Annotated in this window: 16 protein-coding genes and 2 pseudogenes; 5 read left to right on the top strand and 13 right to left on the bottom strand. The window is 71.1% G+C overall.

Annotation, left to right across the window (positions count from 1 at the left end):
- Window positions 1–781: 781 nt before the first annotated feature.
- From ACWGR4_RS45715 to ACWGR4_RS45725, 3 genes and pseudogenes are all read left to right on the top strand, one after another.
- Window positions 782–1,330, top strand: a pseudogene (locus ACWGR4_RS45715) (DUF5753 domain-containing protein); the annotation flags it as partial.
- A gap of 41 nt (window positions 1,331–1,371) precedes the next feature.
- Window positions 1,372–1,554 carry a DUF397 domain-containing protein gene (locus ACWGR4_RS45720; RefSeq protein ID WP_452131699.1) on the top strand — a complete coding sequence of 61 codons (183 nt, stop codon included), beginning with the start codon at window positions 1,372–1,374 and terminating at the stop codon, window positions 1,552–1,554.
- A gap of 373 nt (window positions 1,555–1,927) precedes the next feature.
- Complete coding sequence (locus tag ACWGR4_RS45725) at window positions 1,928–2,656, top strand: DUF4232 domain-containing protein (protein WP_452131698.1); 729 nt, start codon at window positions 1,928–1,930, stop codon at window positions 2,654–2,656.
- Between the two features lie 7 nt (window positions 2,657–2,663).
- Here the strand turns inward: ACWGR4_RS45725 and ACWGR4_RS45730 are convergent, their stop codons facing one another.
- Complete coding sequence (locus tag ACWGR4_RS45730) at window positions 2,664–3,995, bottom strand: hypothetical protein (protein ID WP_452131697.1); 1,332 nt, start codon at window positions 3,993–3,995, stop codon at window positions 2,664–2,666.
- A gap of 488 nt (window positions 3,996–4,483) precedes the next feature.
- On the opposite strand from ACWGR4_RS45730, the gene ACWGR4_RS45735 reads away from it, so the two are divergent.
- Window positions 4,484–4,816, top strand: a complete 333-nt coding sequence (locus ACWGR4_RS45735) for a hypothetical protein (protein ID WP_452131696.1) — start codon at window positions 4,484–4,486, stop codon at window positions 4,814–4,816.
- Here the strand turns inward: ACWGR4_RS45735 and ACWGR4_RS45740 are convergent.
- The 12 genes from ACWGR4_RS45740 to rsmI form a co-directional block, all read right to left on the bottom strand.
- Entirely contained in the window at window positions 4,764–5,192 is a 429-nt protein-coding gene (locus ACWGR4_RS45740; RefSeq protein ID WP_078975872.1) for a pyridoxamine 5'-phosphate oxidase family protein, read from the bottom strand. The two genes, ACWGR4_RS45735 and ACWGR4_RS45740, sit on opposite strands and share 53 nt — an antisense overlap.
- Before the next feature lie 102 nt (window positions 5,193–5,294).
- Complete coding sequence (locus ACWGR4_RS45745; RefSeq protein WP_380014097.1) at window positions 5,295–6,797, bottom strand: polysaccharide biosynthesis protein; 1,503 nt, start codon at window positions 6,795–6,797, stop codon at window positions 5,295–5,297.
- A 497-nt stretch (window positions 6,798–7,294) separates the two neighbouring features.
- The gene (locus ACWGR4_RS45750; protein WP_452131695.1) at window positions 7,295–8,767 is read right to left on the bottom strand and encodes a WXG100 family type VII secretion target; all 1,473 of its coding nucleotides are present in this window, start codon (window positions 8,765–8,767) and stop codon (window positions 7,295–7,297) included.
- A gap of 48 nt (window positions 8,768–8,815) precedes the next feature.
- Window positions 8,816–9,241, bottom strand: a complete 426-nt coding sequence (locus ACWGR4_RS45755; protein WP_380014091.1) for a hypothetical protein — start codon at window positions 9,239–9,241, stop codon at window positions 8,816–8,818.
- A gap of 257 nt (window positions 9,242–9,498) precedes the next feature.
- A complete protein-coding gene (locus tag ACWGR4_RS45760) occupies window positions 9,499–11,283 on the bottom strand; it encodes an ABC-F family ATP-binding cassette domain-containing protein (protein ID WP_380014301.1) in 1,785 nt (594 codons plus the stop codon).
- Window positions 11,284–11,335: 52 nt separating this feature from the next.
- Window positions 11,336–12,277: a 4-(cytidine 5'-diphospho)-2-C-methyl-D-erythritol kinase gene (locus ACWGR4_RS45765; RefSeq protein ID WP_452131694.1), complete on the bottom strand. Its 942-nt coding sequence runs from the start codon at window positions 12,275–12,277 to the stop codon at window positions 11,336–11,338.
- A gap of 102 nt (window positions 12,278–12,379) precedes the next feature.
- Complete coding sequence (gene rsmA / locus ACWGR4_RS45770) at window positions 12,380–13,291, bottom strand: 16S rRNA (adenine(1518)-N(6)/adenine(1519)-N(6))-dimethyltransferase RsmA (RefSeq protein ID WP_380014085.1); 912 nt, start codon at window positions 13,289–13,291, stop codon at window positions 12,380–12,382.
- On the bottom strand, window positions 13,288–14,448 hold the full coding sequence (locus tag ACWGR4_RS45775; protein ID WP_452131693.1) for a ubiquitin-like domain-containing protein: 1,161 nt from the start codon (window positions 14,446–14,448) through the stop codon (window positions 13,288–13,290). The genes rsmA and ACWGR4_RS45775 overlap by 4 nt, the downstream gene beginning before the upstream one ends.
- A 178-nt stretch (window positions 14,449–14,626) precedes the next feature.
- Window positions 14,627–15,523 (bottom strand): TatD family hydrolase, encoded by an 897-nt coding sequence (locus ACWGR4_RS45780; RefSeq protein ID WP_380014079.1) that lies wholly within the window; start codon window positions 15,521–15,523, stop codon window positions 14,627–14,629.
- Window positions 15,524–17,143 carry a methionine--tRNA ligase gene (metG, locus tag ACWGR4_RS45785; protein WP_380014076.1) on the bottom strand — a complete coding sequence of 540 codons (1,620 nt, stop codon included), beginning with the start codon at window positions 17,141–17,143 and terminating at the stop codon, window positions 15,524–15,526.
- A gap of 87 nt (window positions 17,144–17,230) precedes the next feature.
- Window positions 17,231–17,590, bottom strand: coding sequence for a hypothetical protein (locus ACWGR4_RS45790; protein WP_452131692.1), 360 nt, complete (start codon window positions 17,588–17,590; stop codon window positions 17,231–17,233).
- A gap of 422 nt (window positions 17,591–18,012) precedes the next feature.
- A complete protein-coding gene (rsmI, locus tag ACWGR4_RS45795; RefSeq protein WP_380014070.1) occupies window positions 18,013–18,882 on the bottom strand; it encodes a 16S rRNA (cytidine(1402)-2'-O)-methyltransferase in 870 nt (289 codons plus the stop codon).
- Between the two features lie 58 nt (window positions 18,883–18,940).
- On the opposite strand from rsmI, the pseudogene ACWGR4_RS45800 reads away from it, so the two are divergent.
- Window positions 18,941–19,169 (top strand): annotated as a pseudogene (locus ACWGR4_RS45800) (hypothetical protein); the annotation flags it as partial.

The raw sequence follows: 19,169 nt of genomic DNA on the forward strand, positions 1-19,169 counted from the left end.
GGGAAGGACACCCGGCGAACTCGACCCGAGCGCCCTCCCTGCCCGCCGCTGTTGGTCGCTTTTTCGCCGAGCAAGGCGCCCGTCTCGCCGGAAGCCCGAAGTCTCGGGGCCGCACGCCGGCGGCGGCCCACCACCAACTCTGACCGCCCCCGCACCAGCCACCCGAAACCACAAGCGCAACCCCCGCCGGAAGTACCCGACCCACCCGGGAACGCATCCCGGCGGACCCGACCCGACCCCTCACCCTGCAAGCCGAGGCGTGGCGTCGGGGTTGTGGTCGCCGCCGCCGTCGGCAGCCGACCTGTCCGGGTGGGGACTTCGGGGGGACGTGGTGGGGACGGGGAGGGGCAGATCGTGGTTCTGGCGTAAATGTGGCCATATCGGCGGTAGCGTGGCCGGTATTGGTTCATGCAGCCCTCGGGGGTGGCACGTTATGACGGCGAAACCCGGCAACCCGGCGCTCGTTCGCGCACGATACGCGCATGGGTGGATGGGGCAGCGGCATCTCTCGACCGCCTTTCGGGAGTGCGCGGCGGGGTTGGGGCTGCGGCTGGATGTGAGCGTGCGGCAGGTTCGACGCTGGGAATCGGCGAACCCGCCCTGGCCGACGCCCGATTACGTACGGGTGCTGGAAAGCATGTTCGGCGTGCCACTGGATCGGCTGGGGTTCGTGCGCCCGGCGCACTTGGTGGATGCGGATCCGGCGATGGACGACGGCCTTGCCTTCCGTGAACTCAAAGGTCGTGAGCAACCGGGGTGGTGGCGTACGGAGTCCGACGAGATGGCCGGGAACGCACACTACGCGCGACTGGTGGAGGCGGAACAGTCTGCGGTAGCTGTGCGGTCGTACCTGCCGACCCTGCTTCCCGGTCTGCTGCAAACGTTCGAGTACGCCTTCGCCGTCATTCGAGCCGGTTCACCGACCCTGGCACAGGACGAGGTGTTGCGTCGTACGAAGCGCCGGGTGGAACGGCTCGGCGATGTCACGAAGTCCGCGTCCCCGCAACGCTCGTTGTGGTTCATCGTCCACGATTCGGCGCTTCGCAATCCGGTCGGTGGGTGGCAGACCCTCGCTGATCAACTCGGTCACATCCTGGTCGTGCTTTCGCAGCGAGCCGACATCCGCCTCCAGGTACTCCCCGACGATGTGGGCGCGCATCCGGGTCTCAACTCCGGACCGTTCACCTGGTACGACTTCGGGAGAGATCGCGTTGTCTACCTCGAAGGACTCACAGGTCGTTCCTGGACCTCTCGTCCGACCTGTCTCGCCGCCCACGCGCTGGCCTACGATCATCTGCAAGCGGCTGCCCTGACCGTGGACGAGTCGATCGAACTCGTCGCGAAGCGGGCCCGGGAAGCGGAGATGAACGCATGGGCTTCGAGGACAAGCGTGCCCAGTGGAAGACCAGCAGCCACAGTGGAAACGAAGACTGCGTCGCCGTCGCCGACCTCGGCTCCATCGGAGTTCGAGACTCCAAGCTCGTCGACGGACCGGTAGTCACCCTGCCCCCGGCCGCGTGGCGTGCGCTTCTCGACGGAGTCCGTCCGCGCTGAGTGCGGACAGCACAACTGGCTTGGGGGAAGCGCGGATTGTGGCGCCCCGGAAGGGCTGTTGCACATGATCGCGAGCGCCGGCGTGGGATTTCGGGTGTCGGCGTCGGGCGACCAACCTTCTGTAACACCGGCGGCCGGGAGCCGCCCTGGGGGGTGTCACCAGGGCAAACGTGGTGTTGGTGTGGGGTCGAATCGGGGGCTGTCGGGCTTTGCTGTTCTCTTTGGTGACCATGTCACCGGTCTGTGACAGCGCCGTCGTGGGTCGACGACTCCCGTATCGCCCGGCCGTGCGACCTCGCAATAGTGATCGAGCAAGCACCGCGGGGCCTCGCCGGCCCCGGGCTTCGATCACCGGATACCAAGGGGACGTTCAATGTTCGGGAACCGCAGCAGGGCCTTCCTCCTCTCCGCCGCCGTCGTCGGCGGCGCGATGATGATGACGGCATGCCAGGGCACCGACTCGGGCAACGCCGCGCAGGGCAACCCGCCCGCCGCCGCTCCGGCGGGCCAGGCCGTCACCCAACCGTCCGCACCCGGATCCTCGACCACCGGCGGCAACCAGGCGGGCGGGAACACCTCCTCCGGCTCCGGCTCCACCGTCAAGGACTCCGGGCAGACCTCCGTCACGCCGAACAAGGCCACCGGCACCACCACCACCGGCGGCGGCAAGTCCGGCTCCGGCGGCCCCGCCAAGTGCCGCACCGACGACCTCAGCTTCCTCGCCGACGACGTCACCATCGACGGTGACGGCAACCGCACCGTCGCCGTCACCCTCAACAACCTCGCCGGCGACTGCTCCATGTACGGCTTCGCCGGCGTCGACCTCAAGACGACCGCCGGACCGATCTCCGCCAAGCGCACCAGCGAGCCCGTCTTCCCCATCACCCTCAAGCGCGACACCTCGATCTCGTTCGGCATCCACTACCCGAGCAACGACTCCGGCGGCTCCGGCGTCCGCATCACCGGCCTGCTGGTCACCCCGCCCGGAGAGACCAAGGCCGCCGACATCCCCTGGCCGGGCGCCGCCACCCTCCCCGTCACCGGCGGCACCGGCTCCGCCGTCACCGTCGGCCCCATGGGCAGCGCCGGCCAAGGCGGCTGACCCACCCTCACACGTACACCGGATGCAACCGGCCCGAGCGCGCCACGTTCAGGCGTGCGTCGTGGCCGGTGCGGGCGAAGGCGGAGACCAGGCGGCCGTCGACGGCGCCGAGGGCGAGGTCGTGGCGTCTGCCCGACCCGTTCGGGGTGGCGGGCGCGCGCGGCGCGGGCACGTACTCCTGGACCAGCCAGCCGGATTCGCAGGCGTGGTCCACCGCGCCGGCCCAGGCGGCGTCCGGGGATTCCCGGCCGATGACGACCCCGCGACCTCGCGTGTCGAGCGGGTGCTTGAGGACGTAGCGCTCCCGGTCACGGCCCACGGCGCGCAGAACGGCGCCGTCGCACAGCGCGATGTTGCGTGACCAAGGGATGGCCGGCCGCACACGTCGGTGGTCGGCCGCATCGAACAGGCCGGCGAACTGCGGGTCCGACAACACGGCCAGGCAGAGCTTGTTGTCCCCGAGGAATCGGCCGCGCAGTCCGTTCTGGACGAAGAGGCTCCGCTTCCGCACCGCCCGCAGGTACGGCAGCGCGTCGGCGCCCATGCGCAGCAGGTCCCGGGTCGCGATCTTGGCGTAGGCGTGCGCGATCGGCTCCCCGCCGACGACGGTGGTACCGCCGGGGCCGGTACGCAGCTCGCGCGGATCGGCGTGCACCACGCGGATCCCGATCGCCGTCAGACCGGCCTCGTAGTCGTTGATCTCGTTGCGATTGGCCCCCCGCGGACACAGCAGGGCAACCGAGCGCGGTCGGACCCCGGTGTGCCGCAGCGCCAGATCGGCCAGCCAACTGCCGGTCCAGGTGGGCACGTCGGCGGGCAGCGGCGCGGGCAGCGCGACCCCGTGTCGGGTCAGCAGCACCCGCCACGCGGCCCGACCCCGACCCGCCGCCGTGAGCCCGGCGGGGCAGTTCGCGTTGGTCTCCAGTACCCGCAGCCCTCCGTCGGGATGGGGCAGCAGATCCAGCCGCATCAGATGTACGCGGTGATCGCGCGCCGCGGCGACCTCCTCGCGCAGCGGCTCGGGCACGGTGAGCACACGGCGCAGTCGCGGATCGTGGTCGTACGCGCTCAGGATCGTCTCGATCAGCCGGTGGTACGCGGCGAGGAAGGCGTCCAGTTCCGAACGCAGTCCCGGCCGCAGGCACAGCGGCGGCCCCAGTGGGCGCGGCCGTTGGGCGACCCCGTCCCGCAGGACCAGGGAACGGGTCAGCTCCCGGCCCTGCGGTGTATGCGCCAGCCGAGCCGTGTGCCGCGCGAACGACTCGTCGAGACCCGGCCAGACATGGGATCCGGACCCCGTGTGTGGACGGCGCAGGGAATGACGCGTTGACGCGGGCACGATGCCGGTCCTCCTGACCTTCGTGGCCGACCGGCTCGGACCGGCGGCCGGCCCACGCCGCCGTTCACGCGCACAGCAGACCGCACAACAAATCCGCGTAGGCGTGCGTGATCCCGTGCGGCGAGCGGTCGTGGTCGGTTCCTTCGATCGATCGCCACCGCGAGATGCGTTCGTCGGTTCGGCACTCGGCGCCGCCATCTCCCTGGGCGCACCGGTGCGGTCGGTCCCGTCGGGTCGATCGAGGGTCCACACATCCGCCGCCACCGCGTCGGTACCGTCTGTCACCACGGCCTCCCGGTTCGACTCTATCCACTCACCGAACCCGGCAAACCGGACAGCAGCGAACCGTGCCGCCGAACCCCGGCCGCACCATCCACCCACCAAACCCCAGGGCCCGCTCCCGCCGTAACAGGCGGCACTTTCCGGCCACTTCTGGTTTGCTGGGATCAATCGTTTTCAGTCACAAGCCGGAAAGGGCTTGGTTCCGCGTGGAGTTGTTCGCGATTCTCTTCGTCTCCGTGGCCGGCGGGGGCGTTCTCGTCCGCGCGGGCACGGTTGTCCGGATGTACGAACTCGCCGCATGGCGGCGCTGGTTGCCGCTGATCCTCGCGCTGTTCGGGATCGCCATGGGCCTGATGCGGGCCGAGGACGTGGTGCCGGTCGCCGGGTTGATCGCCCTGCCGTGCTACGTGGCCTCGGTGTTGTTCGCCCAGGCGGGGATCCAACACGCCGTGGACGAGGAGGCGGCCCGGCGTCGCCGAAGCGACGTCATGATCCCGGCCCCGGACCCAGACCGAACACCCGCCAGCGCTTGGGGGTGACCACGCCCAGGCTGGTGCCCTCCCGGGACAGCGGGCGCTGCTGTTGCGCCAGCCCCGCCTCGCCCAGGATGTGCCGCATCGCGAATTCCCAGCGCTCCTGCGCCCATTCGTCCTCGCGCATGGCGACCTCGCCCCACACGATGACGTGCGCGATGTCGCCATCGCGCGCCATCGACAGACATACCCGCGGATCGTGTTCCAGGTTCGCCTTCTTGGTGCGACCGGTGAGGCTGAGGTAGAGGTACTCGTCGTCGTACGCCAGCATCACCGGGGTCACGTGCGGCTCCCCCGTCGGGGTCACCGTGCCCACATGCACCCAGTGCTCCGGGTCGCCGAGCATCGCGTCCAGGGCCGTCTTCAGTTCGGGGTCGATCACGGAGGATCCGCCTTTCGCAGCACAGGGGCCTCACCGCCACCGTACTGCGCCTCACACCCCACCGGTCACGGGATTACCGTCCCAACGGTGTTCGGAAATCGTCTAGAAGTCGTCCGGATACGGCGCGGACACCACCTCGACCACGCTCGGCGCCGGTGTCGTGTACCCCGGCAGCAGTTCGGACAGCAGCGCCCGCACCGCCCTGGTGTCGTTGACCGCCGCCGCCTCGTACAGCTCCGGCAGCCGAACCACCGCGTCCAGGGCCTGGCCCGGCGGCACCGTCGCCTGGATCCGCCGATGCTCGGTGGGCAGTCGTTCCTCGCCGGCGGCGAACAGCGCCTCGTTGAGCTTCTCGCCGGGCCGCAGACCGGTGAACCGGATCGGCACGTCGGGCAGGTTCACCTGTTCGGCGAACTTGTGCACCAGGTCCACGATCCGTACCGGCTCGCCCATGTCGAGGACGAAGATCTCCCCGCCCTGGGCCATCCGACCCGCCTCCAGGACCAGCCCGACGGCCTCCTCGATGGTCATGAAGAACCGGGTGACGTCGGGATGGGTGACGGTGACCGGGCCGCCGGCGCGCAACTGCTCGGCCAGTACGGACAGCAGCGAGCCGCGGCTGCCCAGCACGTTGCCGAACCGCACGCCCGCGAACACCCCGGGCGCCTGCGTGTTCGCCTGCACGATCAGCTCGGCCAGCCGCTTGGTGGCGCCGAGTACCGAGACCGGATCCGCCGCCTTGTCGGTGGAGATCAGCACGAAGCGCTCGACCCCGATGTCCAGGGCCGCCCGGACCAGGTTCTCCGTACCCAGCACATTGGACTTCACCGCCTCGCACGGATGCCGCTCCAGCAGCGGCAGGTGCTTGTGCGCGGCGGCGTGGAAGACCACCTCCGGCTTGAGTTCGTGGAAGAGCTGCTCGATCCGCGGCCGATCCCGGATGTCGGCGATGACCAACGACTCGTCGTCGAGCAACGCCTCGCCCCACACGTCGAGTTGCAACCGGTGGAGGTTGGACTCGTCGTGGTCGAGCATGTACATCCGGCTCGGTCCGAAGCCGTACACCTGCCGGCACAGCTCGCTGCCGATCGAGCCGCCGGCGCCGGTGATCAGCACCCGGCGCCCCGCGATCACCTCGCGCACCGACGCCGAGACCACGTGCAGCTCCTGCCGACCGATCAGCCGGTTGACGTCGAGCATGCGCATGTCGCTGCCGACCACATCGCGCCGCAACGCGACCAGGAAGGACGGCAGATACCGCACGGCGGCGCCGATCGCGGCCGCGCCGGCGGCGACCTTGCGAAACTCCTCGTGCGGAAGGCCCGGGATGGCCAGGACGACCACCTCGATGCCGTGCTCCAATGCCACGTCGGTCAGGGCGTCGAGACCGCCCAGGACCGGAAGCAGATGTTGTGGATTGTCCGCGTCGGCGACCCGGACCCCGTCCTTTTCGGGATCGTCGTCGAGAAATCCGATCGGACGCAACCCGAATTCGGGCGTCCGCAAAAGATCCCTCGCCAACGCGCTGCCCGCCGACCCGGCCCCCACGACCAGGGTCCGCAGACCCGCTCCGGATATGTCCGTCGCTGCCGAACTCCGACCCATCAAGCCCCCCTCGGTCAGGAGCAGCGTGATCGGCCTCGGATCGTGCACCGACCACACGCGGCACCGACCCGCCGGTGCAGCCAGGCGTCCCGCCTCGTCGCACCACGCCCACCCCGGCGGTCGTACGCAACTGCCCCTATTGCCCCCACAACCCCCGACGGCCCCACGATCACGGCGTCACTTGCGGCCCAGGCGCATCGGGTGGACCAACAGCCGCGCAGGCAACCACCGGCACTCGGGATTCAGCGTACGGCCCGCCTCGGGCCGCCGTCGCGGTTTTGCCCAAACGCCCGAGAGTTTGGTGTTTGCCGTTTGCGCGAGGGAACGCCACCCGCCTCCGCCACGTCCCCTTCTGTTCCCCGGGCACGAAGTCCGGGGCCCACCCGGTCCGTTGCCGAGCACGAAGTCCGAGCCCCACCCGTTCCGTTCCCGGGCACGAAAATCGGCCCCACCCGCGACACACGCGGATGGGGCCGATCCCGAGTCCTACCGACCGATCAATCCACCACCGGCGGAGCCGCGGTGCGGTCGCCCACCCACGTCTCCTCCTCCTCGCGCAGGTAGTCGGCGCGCTGCCGCCGGTTGCGCTGGTCGCGCTCCCCGCCGCCCGCGCCCATCCCGCCGCCGCGCATCCCGCCGCGACCGGCGCCGGCCCGACCGCCCGCACCCGCGCCGGCCCGACCGGCCAGACCGGTGCCGCCGGAGGAGAACTGGCCCGCCCCGCTCGCGGTACGCGGAGTGCCGCCGACCACGCCACCGCTCTGCCCGGTGAACCGGCGCCCACCCGCGCCCCCTGGCTTGCCGCCAAGGCGACCGCCGGACGGGTGCTCGCCGCCACCGCCGCCACCCGGGCCGCGTCCGAAGGGCCGACCGCCGCTGACCGGCTCGGTCGAGGACTGGACGTTGGGGTTGCGCCCGTTGCCGGGAAGCGGGTTCGAGGTCAACTGGGCCTTGGTGATCCCGGTCTTGCCACCGGGCGGAATGCCGACCTTGCCGCCGCCCGACGCCGGCGGGAAGCCGCCGGGCAGACCACCGGGCGGATTCTGCTGGAAGGGACCGCTGCCACCGGGACCGGGCAGACCGGGACCCGTGGGGCCGGGGGGACCGTCCAACACCGGCGTGGGCCCGTTCTGGAACGGGCCGGTGCCCTGGAGGTCGGTACCGACCGGCGGCACGTAGCCACCGGAACCCCCGACGCCCCCGGACCCCGAGCCGCCCGAACCCGAGCCGTCGGAGCCGGAGTACACCACGCCGCCGTCCCCGTTGGGCCCGTGCCCGGGGATCAGCGTCCCGCCGTCACGGCCGGTCGTGGTCCGCACCGTCGAGTTGTTGCCGGTCCGCCGGGGGTCGCCGGTCGTACCGCCGCCCCCCTTGTGCGTCACCTGCGGCAGCGCGGGCAGCGGCGGGAATTCCACCGCCGGTGCCTTGGCGAGCGTCTCGGTGGTCACCGTGTAGGTGCTGCCCAGGCTCTCCATCCGCCGGATGGCCTCCTGGCGCGCCTTCTCCAACTCGGTCTTGGCCGACTCGACCAGGACCTTCTTGTCGGGGCTGTCGCCGGGTTGGCACAGCAGCTTCTTGTCACCGTTGCTGTCCACGATGACCTTGGCGTTCGCCGGCACCTCCGGCATGGTCAGCAGCGCGAAGCTCAACTCGCTGCCCGCGTGGTCCATCGCGGTGCCGACCGCGCCCGAGTGCTCGGCGAACTTGCGCGTCGCGACCATGACCTTCCCGGCCCAGTCGCGGAAGCCGTCGGCCGACTTGCCCTTCCACTCCAGTCGGCTGATCCGCGTCTCCAACGCCGTCGTCAGCGTCTCCAGCGTCTCCTTGGCATCGAGCAACGCCTTTCCCGATGCCGTCAGTTCGGCGGGTCGCGCGCCGTCGATCATCTTCTTCAGCGCCTCGTGCGAAAACTCGTCGAACTTGGTGGGACCATCTCCCCACCCACCGCCACCGCCCGCATCCGCAACCATCACGTCACCCCGTCCCCGTAGTTCCCGTCACGTCGAATCGGACCCCGCTCAGGGGGTCTTCGCCGGCGGCGCGGGAGCCGGCGCGTTGTTCGCGTAGTCCTGTTGCAGAGCCTTGTACTTGGCGGTGAACTCCGCCTCGTTGCCCTCGTACGTGCCCTGCACGTACTGGACGGTCATCTGCATCGCCTCGATCTGGCGCTTGAGCTGCGTCGACAGGTCGATCAGCTCCGAGCGCACGTCGACGTAGGCCGACCACAGCCGGATCGCCTCGCCGAAGTTGCCCGAGGCGTCCAGCTCGACGCGGTTGTCCACCAGCTTGTGCGGTGCCGCGGTGGATGCGTCCAGGTCGTCCAGCGCGCGCTGGACGTCCTTCTGGAACTGCACCATCGATTCCAGACCGACGGACAGCGCCTGCATGTCCGACGACGAGACCCCTACGGGCCCGCCGTCACCGATATCCGCAATGAGCACCATCTGCCACACTCCCCCGTGCGTGGAGCCGATACCTCACCCCGTCACCACGCAGCTAGTTACCAACACACCGCGCGTGCCCCACATCCGAGGCGGCGCATCGCGGCGCACCCGTATCAGTAGTCCCCAGACTACCCAGCCGATATGACCGATGGGTACGGGGTAAACCCTCGCTTCGGACGGTGACCGGGTATCGATTCGGTGAACCACGAACGGGCGGAATACCCGACATATCCCATCGCCGGGTCTCCCGCTACGAACTATTCGGCCTCTTCGGCCAGTTCCAGCCAGCGCATCTCCAACTCGTCCCGCTCGTCCCGGATCGCGCGCAGTTCGGCGTCGAGCGCGGAGACCTTGTCGAAGTCGGTGGCGTGCTCGGCCAGGCCGTCGTGCACCTTCTTCTCCCGGTCGGCCAGCTTGGTCAACTGCCGCTCGACCCGCTGGAGTTCCTTCTTCGCCGCCCGGGTGTCCCCACCGCTGCGGCGGACCGGCGCGGCGGCCGTGGCACCCGCCTCGACGACGGCGTGCCGGCGCTGGAGGTATTCCTCGATGCCGCCCGGCAACATCCGCAACGTGCGGTCGCCGAGCAGCGCGAGCACCGTGTCGGTGGTGCGCTCGACGAAGTAGCGGTCGTGGCTGACGATCACCAGCGAGCCCGGCCAGCCGTCGAGCAGGTCCTCCAGCTGGGTCAGCGTCTCGATGTCGAGGTCGTTGGTCGGTTCGTCCATGAACAGCACGTTCGGCTCGTCCATCAGCAACCGCAGCAGCTGCAACCGGCGCCGCTCGCCACCGGACAGGTCGGAAACGGGCGTCCACTGCTTCTCGCCGGTGAAGCCGAACTGCTCGCACAGCTGACCGGCGGTCAGCTCCTTGCCCTTGCCGATCTCGACCCGCTCGCGCACCTGGGAGACCGCCTCCAACACGCGCAGCGTGCCCGGCAGTTCGACGACTTCCTGGGAGAGGTAGGCGAGCTTGACGGTGCGCCCGACCACGATCTTGCCCGCGGCGGGTTGGCGGTCCTCGTAGGCCGCGTCCTTGAGCGCGCGCAGCAGCGAGGTCTTGCCCGCGCCGTTGACCCCGACCAGGCCGATCCGGTCGCCCGGGCCCAGGTTCCAGGTCAGGTGCTCCAGGAGGGTCTTGGGGCCCGCCTCGATCCGGACGTCGAGCAGTTCGAACACGGTCTTGCCCAGGCGCGCGTTGGCGAAGCCGCGCAGCGCGAGGGTGTCGCGCGGCGGCGGTTCGTCGGCGATCAGCTCGTTCGCCGCCTCGATCCGGAACTTGGGCTTGGAGGTGCGCGCGGGGGCGCCGCGGCGCAGCCAGGCCAGCTCCTTGCGGACCAGGTTCTGCCGCTTGGTCTCCTCGGTGCTCGCGATCCGCGCGCGCTCGGCGCGGGCCAGGACGTACGCCGAGTAGCCGCCCTCGTAGTCGTGCACCTTGCCGCCCTGCACGTCCCACGTGCGGGTGCAGACCTCGTCCAGGAACCAGCGGTCGTGGGTGACCACGACGAGCGCGGAGCGCCGGGTCTTGAGGTGTCCGGCCAGCCAGGCGATGCCCTCGACGTCGAGGTGGTTGGTCGGCTCGTCGAGGATGATCAGGTCGTGCTCTTCGATCAGCAGCTTGGCCAGCGCGATCCGGCGCCGCTCGCCGCCGGACAGCGGGCCGATCACCGAGTCGATGCCGCTCTCGAAGCCGGGCATGGACAACCCGCCGAACAGCCCGGTCAGCACGTCGCGGATGCGCGCGTCGCCCGCCCACTCGTGCTCGGGCCGGTCGCCGACGATCTCGCGCCGTACGGTGGCCGTCGGGTCGAGGTCGTCCTGCTGGCTGAGGATGCCCAGGCTGAGCCCGCCCACGTGGGTGACCCGGCCCGAATCGACCGGTTCCCGCTGGGCCATCACCCGGATCAGCGTGGTCTTGCCGTCACCGTTGCGACCCACGACCCCGATCCGGTCGCCCTCGGCCACGCCGAGGGACACTTCGTCGAGCAGGGTGCGCATGACGTACGCCTTGCCGACTGACTCAAGATTGACCAGGTTCGCCATCAGACCGAACCGCCATACCGCAACGCTCGCATTCGACCAAGACTAACGGTCTCCACTACACCGTGTTCTCGCGCTCCACCGGAACGACCCGGCGCGGCAGTACCCGGGCCCCGGGCACCGCGCCGAACGCGACCCGCGCGGCCCGGCAGGTGCCCGATCCGGTCAGCCGCTCGGCCACCAGCCGGGCCGTCTCCCGATCCGGCGCCAGGAACGCGCAGGTGGGTCCGGAGCCGGAGACCAGCGAGCCGACGGCGCCCGCGGCCATGCCCGCCGCGAGCGTCGCGGCCAGCGCGGGCCGCAGGGACAGTGCGGCCGGTTGCAGATCGTTGACCAGGTTCGCGCCCAGCGCGCGCGCGTCGCCCGCCCGCAGCGCGGCGATCAGCTCGGCCCGCGGCTCCGGCGGCCCGACCGGCTCGCCGGCCAGCTCGCGCAGCCGGTCGCACTCGCCGTAGACGGCGGGCGTGGACAGCCCGCCGTCGGCGAGCGCGAAGACCCAGTGGAAGCGCGCCGTGGTCGGCACCGACGCCAGCCGCTCGCCCCGCCCGGTGCCGATCGCGGTCCCGCCCAGGTCGGAGAACGGTACGTCGCTGCCCAGCTCCGCGCCGAGCCGGCGCAACATCGGGCGCGGGGTGTCGCCGCGCCACAGCGTGTCGCACGCGAGCAGCGTGGCCGCGGCGTCCGCGCTGCCGCCGGCCATGCCGCCCGCGACCGGGATGCCCTTGCGGATGTGGATGCCCACGTTCGGCTCGCGGCCGAGCCGGTCGGCGAGCAGGATCGCCGCGCGCGCGGCCAGGTTGTTGTGGTCCAGCGGGACATCGCCGACGCCCTCGCCCTCACAGGTCACCGTGAGCCGGTCCGCCGACGTGACGGAAACCTCGTCGTACAGCGACACGGCGTGGAAGACGCTGACCAGCTCGTGGAAGCCGTCGGGCCGCACGCCACCGACCGCGAGCTGCAGATTGACCTTCGCGGGAACGCTGACGGTAACGGAAGACACGGCTGGTGGAACTCCTTCGTGGCCCTGTCGGGCCTCTTCGGACGCGGGCCGTGCGAACTCCCCGGCACCGTCGCCGATGGTATCGACGGCGGCACCCGGCCCTCAGTCGCGGGGCTCGTTCGGGGCGCCGGCGGGGCGGTTGTCGGGCCGGCTGTCGGGCCGGTGCTCGGCGATCCGGGCGAACTCCGCCACCCCCAGCGCCTCGCCGCGCGTGCGCGGGTCGATCCCGGCGGCGCGCAGCGCCTCCTCGGCCCCGGCCGCCGAGCCGGCCCAGCCCGCCAGCGCCGCGCGCAGCGTCTTGCGCCGCTGCGCGAAGGCCGCGTCCACCACCGCGAACACCTCCGCGCGGGTCGCGGTGGTCGGCGGCGGATCGCGGCGGACGAACGACACCAGGCCGGAGTCGACGTTGGGCGCGGGCCAGAACACGTTGCGGCCGATCGCGCCCGCGCGTTTGACGTCCGCGTACCAGGCGGCCTTGACCGACGGCACCCCGTACACCTTGCCGCCGGGCGTGGCCGCGAGCCGGTCGGCCACCTCGGACTGCACCATCACCAGGAGTCGATCGAGCGAGGGGAACGTCTGGAGCATGTGCAGCAACACCGGCACCGAGACGTTGTAGGGCAGGTTCGCCACCAGCGCGGTGGGCGCCGGGCCGGGCAGCTCGGCGACCGTCATGGCGTCGGCGTGCACCAGCGCGAAATCGGCCGCCCGCTCCGGCATGCGGGCCGCGATCGTGGTCGGCAGGTGCCGGGCCAGGACCGGGTCGATCTCGATCGCGACCACTCGCGCGGCGCTTTCGAGCAGGGCCAGGGTCAACGAGCCCAGGCCGGGACCGATCTCGACGACCACGTCGTCGGGCCGCACCCCGGCGGTGCGCACGATGCGGCGCACCGTGTTGGCGTCGATCACGAAGTTCTGGCCGAGCTGCTTGGTCGGGCGCACACCCAGGGCCTCGGCGAGCGCACGGATGTCCGCGGCACCGAGGAGTCCCGGTCCCGCGGGAAGATCACTCACGAGAAGAGCCTACTGCCGCACAGCGGCCACGGACTCGCCCCGCGCTGGACATACATGAGCTTTGCCCGATATGTCTGCTCGGACGCGGGTGCCTGGCTGGCCACCCCGGTACCGCCCATCGACTGCCAGGTCTGCGCGTCGAACTGGTAGAGCCCGTGATAGGTCCCCGACCCGTCCACCACGTTCGCCCGGCCGCCCGACTCGCACTGCGCGAGCGCGTTCCAGTTGAGCTGGTCGGCCCCGGCCACCGAGTTCGGCATCTCCTTGGTGCCGACCTTGACGATCTGGGTGACCGGCTCCTTGATCACCTTCTCCGAGACCTTGCGCGGCTCCTGCTTGACGCCGTTGATCGTCTCGTAGGAGTAGGTGATCTGCTTCAGCCCGGTCACGCCCTTGGTGGCGACCTCCTCGGTGCCCTTGAACTGGGTCGGGTCGTCCTGCTTGACCGTCTTGAACGGAAGCTTCTCGTCCTTGGTGACCGTGCTGCCGGTGACCCGCAGGATCGAGATGGTCTGCCCCTGCTGCGGATACGCGTCGGTCGGCACGTCCATCCGGTCCTGCGGCCCTATCGCGATGCCCGCCTGCTCCAGGGCGGCCTGCACGGTGGCCGCGTTGGTCCGCAGCGGGATGGTCCTGCCGTCGACCAGGAAGGTGATCGCGCGTTCGGTGCGCACGTCCAGGTTGAGCCCCTGCCGGCCGATCGGCAGATCGCGCGAGACGGACAGGTAGGCGCCGTCCGCCCGCACCCCGACCTGCTCCAGCGCCTCGGACACCGACTTCGCGGTCACCCAGACCTGCTGCGGCCGGCCGTCGACGGTCAGGGTCAGCAGGCGGCCGTAGCGCACCGCGATGCGGTCGCCGTCCTCGATGCCCGCCTTGCGGCCGGGCGCGACGATGTCGTGCTCGCCGACCTTGACGTCCTGGCGGTCGAGCAGCCCGGAGACGTCGGAGGCGAACGTGTGCACGGTGCGCTCCTCGCCGTCCACGACGAGCTTGACCGTCTTGTCGTAGGCGACGAAGGCGGTGGTGCCGCCGACCAGGACGGCGACCACCAGGGCCTGCGGGACGAGCGAGCGCAGGGACGGGCCGGGGCGGCTGCCGCCCCGGCCCGCCCGGGCGGAGGTACGCCTGCGGGCGGAGCCGGCGGAACGACTCAAGGGTGCTCCTGAGGGGATTCCGGGGGTCGGGTCCGGGGGTGTGATCCCGGGTGCGGGCCGAGGTTCCGCCCGACGAGCACCGGACTGTACACCGGCCCGGGACGCGTGCCGGCCGCCGCCCGGTCGTCCGGGTGACGGGCGGCGGCCCGCACCGGCCCGCGGCGGGCCGGTGGGGCAACTACGCGGGCGCGAACGCGCGTTCGGCGTTGGCCGCGAGCGCGGCGGCCAACTCGTCCTCGGCCAGGCCCTTGACCTCGGCCATCGCCCGCACCGTGATCGGCACGAGGTAGGGCGCGTTGGGGCGGCCCCGGTAGGGCACCGGGGTCAGGAACGGCGCGTCGGTCTCGACCAGGATCAGCTCGGTCGGGGCCACCGTCAGCGCGTCGCGCAGCGGCTGCGCGCTGGGGTAGGTCACATTGCCCGCGAAGGACATCACGTAGCCGTGCTCGGCGCAGGTCTTCGCCATCTCGGCGTCACCCGAGAAGCAGTGGAAGACGACCCGTTCCGGGGCGCCCTCCTCGGCCAGGATCCGCAACACGTCGGCGTGCGCCTCGCGGTCGTGGATCACCAGCGGCTTGCGATGCCGCTTGGCGATCTCGATGTGCCGGCGGAACGACTCCTGCTGGGTCGCCACTCCCTCGTCGCCGGTGCGGAAGTAGTCCAGGCCGGTCTCGCCGACCCCGCGCACGTGCGGCAGCGCGGCGAGCCGGTCGATCTCGGCGATCGCCGCGTCCAGGGCGGCCGCCCCGCCGGGCGGGCGCCGCTGTCCGGACCATCCGTCGGGGTCGCCGAGCACGATCCGCGGCGCCTCGTTCGGGTGCAGCGCCACGGTGGCGTGTACCCGCTCGTGCGCGGCGGCCGTGCGCGCCGCCCAGACCGAGGACGGTACGTCGATGCCGACCTGGACGAGGGTGTCCACGCCGACCGCGGCGGCGGCCGACAACGCGTCGGCGGGCGTCGTGTCCTGGAGGTCCAGATGCGTGTGCGCGTCCCAGACCGGCACCCGCAGCGGATCCGGGGCGGGCGGCGGGGTGGTGTCCCGAGGCCCGCCGTCCCGCCGCTTGCGCTTGCTCACCTACGCGTCCGCCTTCTTCTCTTCCAGCCTCGGGAACAACACCGCGCCCTTGGTGACCACGGCCCCTTCGGGCAACTGCCCCCAGCGGCCCGCGTCCTGCACGTGCTGCGCGTCGAGCGCGCCCAGGTGGGCCTCGGCGCCGAGCGAGTCCCACAACTTGTGCGCGGTCTCCGGCATCACCGGGTTGAGCAGCACGGCGAGCGCACGCAGCGACTCGGCGGAGGTGTACAGGATCGTGGCCAGCCGGGCCCGACCCTCGGGGCTGTCGTCCTTGGCCACCTTCCACGGCTCCTGCTCCGTGATGTAGCCGTTGACCAGCTTCACGTAGCCGAACACGGCGTCCAGACCGGCCTGGAAGTCGAGCGCGCGGACCCGGTCGTCGGCGAGCGAGACCGTCTCGATCAGCGCGCTGTGCAGCACACCCTCGGCGTCCCCGTCGGCGGTGGAGGCGGGCAGCGCGCCGTCGAAGTACTTGCCGACCATGGCCGCCACGCGCGAGGCCAGGTTGCCGAAGTCGTTGGCCAGCTCGGAGGTGTACCGCGCGGAGAAGTCCTCCCACGAGAACGACCCGTCCTGGCCGAACTGGATCGCGCGCAGGAAGTAGTAGCGGTAGGCGTCGACGCCGAAGTGGTCGGTGAGCTGCCGCGGCGAGATGCCGGTCAGGTTCGACTTGCTCATCTTCTCGCCGCCGACCATCAGCCAGCCGTTCGCGAACACCCGTCCGGGCACCGGCAGGCCGTTGGCCATCAGCATCGCGGGCCAGATCACCGCGTGAAAGCGCAGGATGTCCTTGCCGACCAGGTGCACGTCGGCCGGGAAGGTCTGCTCGAACTTCGCCTGGTCCGCGCCGTAGCCGACGGCGGTGGCGTAGTTGAGCAGCGCGTCGATCCACACGTAGATGACGTGCTTCGGGTCCCACGGCACCGGGATGCCCCAGTCGAACGTGGACCGCGAGATGGACAGGTCCTGCAGGCCCTGCCGGACGAACTGCAGCACCTCGTTGCGGGCCGACGCCGGCTGGATGAAGTCGGGGTTGGCCTCGTAGAACTCCAGCAGGCGCGGACCGTACTCGGAGAGCTTGAAGAAGTAGTTCTCCTCCTTGAGCATCTCCACCGGGCGCTTGTGGATGGGGCACAACTTCTGCCCGTCCTCGCCGTCGAGCAGGTCACCCGGCGCCTTGTACTCCTCGCACGCGACGCAGTACGGGCCCTCGTAGCCACCCTTGTAGATCTCGCCCTTGTCGAACAGGTCCTGGACGAACTCCTGGACCCGGGCGGTGTGTCGCAGCTCGGTGGTGCGGATGAAGTCGTCGTTGGCGATCTCCAGGTGCTCCCACAGCGGCTTCCACGCCTCCGTGACCAGCTTGTCGCACCACTCCTGCGGAGTGACCCCGTTCGCCTCGGCCGTGCGCATGATCTTTTGACCGTGCTCGTCCGTGCCGGTGAGGAACCACACCTTCTCGCCGCGCTGGCGGTGCCAGCGGGTGAGCACGTCGCCTGCGACGGTCGTATAGGCGTGGCCCAGGTGCGGGGCGTCATTTACGTAGTAAATGGGCGTTGTGACATAGAACGCCTTCGTGCGCTCGCCCGCAGTGTGTTCAGTGGTTCCAGTGGCCGCCATACCCGGAATCCTACGGCCGGCGGGACGCCGTCCGCCCCCGAGTATCCCCGGGGGCGGACGGCGGCGTCCGGGCGGGCCGGACGGGGGTCAGGCGGAGCGGTGCAGCGAGGGCAGGTGCCACCGCGAGGCGCCGCGCGGGGCGGGCACCTTGTCCGGCTTCGCGGCCTTGATCGGCTTGACGGCCTTCACCGGCTTGACCGGCCTGGGCGTGCCGGCGACCGAGGCGACCCGTCCGGCGGGCAGTATCCGCAGCCGGGTGCCGTCGCAGTGCTCGCACGCCGGCTTGGTGAACGGGGACGGCACAAGGGTCCCCTCCGAGTAGTAACGGCACAGTCGCAATCCGTGCAGATCGGTCGCGTGGTGAATCTCGTAGTCGCGTTCCCAGCCTCGACCACACGACATACAGACGAAGGAGTAGGACTCGTGCACCACCGTCGGGTTCTCCATGACGACCTCCTCACACGGGTGGGCCCGCCGACTGGTTCGAGGGCTTCCCGTGACCGGTATCCATGGAATGCCCGAGGGGGCGGTGACGTATCGACCCGAACGGTTCCTTGACGGGGGGCACTACGGAATATTGATATTCCGAAAGACTCATCACCCGATCGAGTGCAGCGCCCTACCTGCCCGTTGCACGCGCTTGACCGTCGCGCCGTGCGCTTGCGCGGACGGAGCGGGCACGTGCTGTCGCGGATCGTGCACACAGCGTTCCGGGTGGGTGGGGTGGGGCGTTCGGAGCGTGGGGGCGTGTGCTCCGCCGGGGCGGCCGGGCGGACGGATCGCCGGGGGCCGGACGGCTCGGGCGGGCCGGTCGCCTCGGGTCGGGCAACCGGCTCGGCCGGGTGCCCCGCGGCAGCCCGGGGCCCGGGCTACTTGGTCGCCTTGGCCGCCACCACCGCGTCGAAGACCGTGCGCTTGGGCACGCCGACCTCCGCGGCCACCGCCGCGATCGCCTCCTTGCGCGGCTGTCCGGCGGCCTCGCGTCCGGCCACCAGCGCGACGAGGTCGGCCGGACCGAGCTGCGACGGGTCGGCCGGCGGCGCGCCCGCGACCACCACGGTGATCTCGCCGCGCACACCCGGCTCCGCCCACACGGCGAGTTCGGCCAGGGTGTCCCGGCGGACCTCCTCGTACGTCTTGGTCAACTCGCGACACACCGCGCCGCGCCGTTCGGCGCCCAGCGCCTCGGCCATCGCCGCCAGCGACTCGGCGAGCCGGTGCGGCGCCTCGAAGAACACCATCGTGCGCGGCTCGGCGGCCAACTCGGCCAGGCGTCGGGACCGCTCCCCGGCCTTGCGGGGCAGGAAGCCCTCGAAGCAGAACCGGTCCACCGGCAGACCGGACAGGGCCAGCGCGGTCAGCACCGCCGACGGTCCCGGTACGGCCGTCACCCGGATGTCCTCCGCCACCGCGGCCTCGACCAGGCGATAGCCGGGGTCGGACACCGACGGCATCCCGGCATCGGTGACCAGGAGCACCCGCTTGCCCTCGCGCAACGCCCGGACCAGGTCCGGGGTGCGCGCCGCCTCGTTGCCCTCGAAGTACGACACCACGCGCCCCGGCACCTCGACGCCGAGCGCGCCGGCCAGTCTGCGCAGCCGGCGGGTGTCCTCGGCGGCCACCACGTCGGCCGTGCCCAGCTCCGCGGCGAGGCGCGCGGGCGCGTCGCCGACGTCGCCGATGGGGGTGCCGGCCAGTACGAGTACGCCGCTCTGAGAGGTGTGCTGTTCGTGTTCCACGCGGCCATCCTCTCCTTTCGCGCGCCCGGTCTCGCCCGCGCGTCAATACGATGCTCCGGTGACGAGTGACGTGGCGACCGATCAGCCGACCCGAAAGCATGCCCCCCAGGGGGATGCGGAGTCCCCCGGCGACACGGGGACCGCACGTCCGGAGCCGCGTGGTTGGGCGTGGTCACTGGCTCGGTTCGGGTTTCGGGATCGGCCGCCGACGTCGTTGCGTGAGCGGTTGGTGCCGTCGTACACCGACAACAGCGCCTACACCGGCGGCGGCTGGCTGCCGTGCATCC

The organism is Embleya sp. NPDC055664 (genome assembly GCF_053618075.1).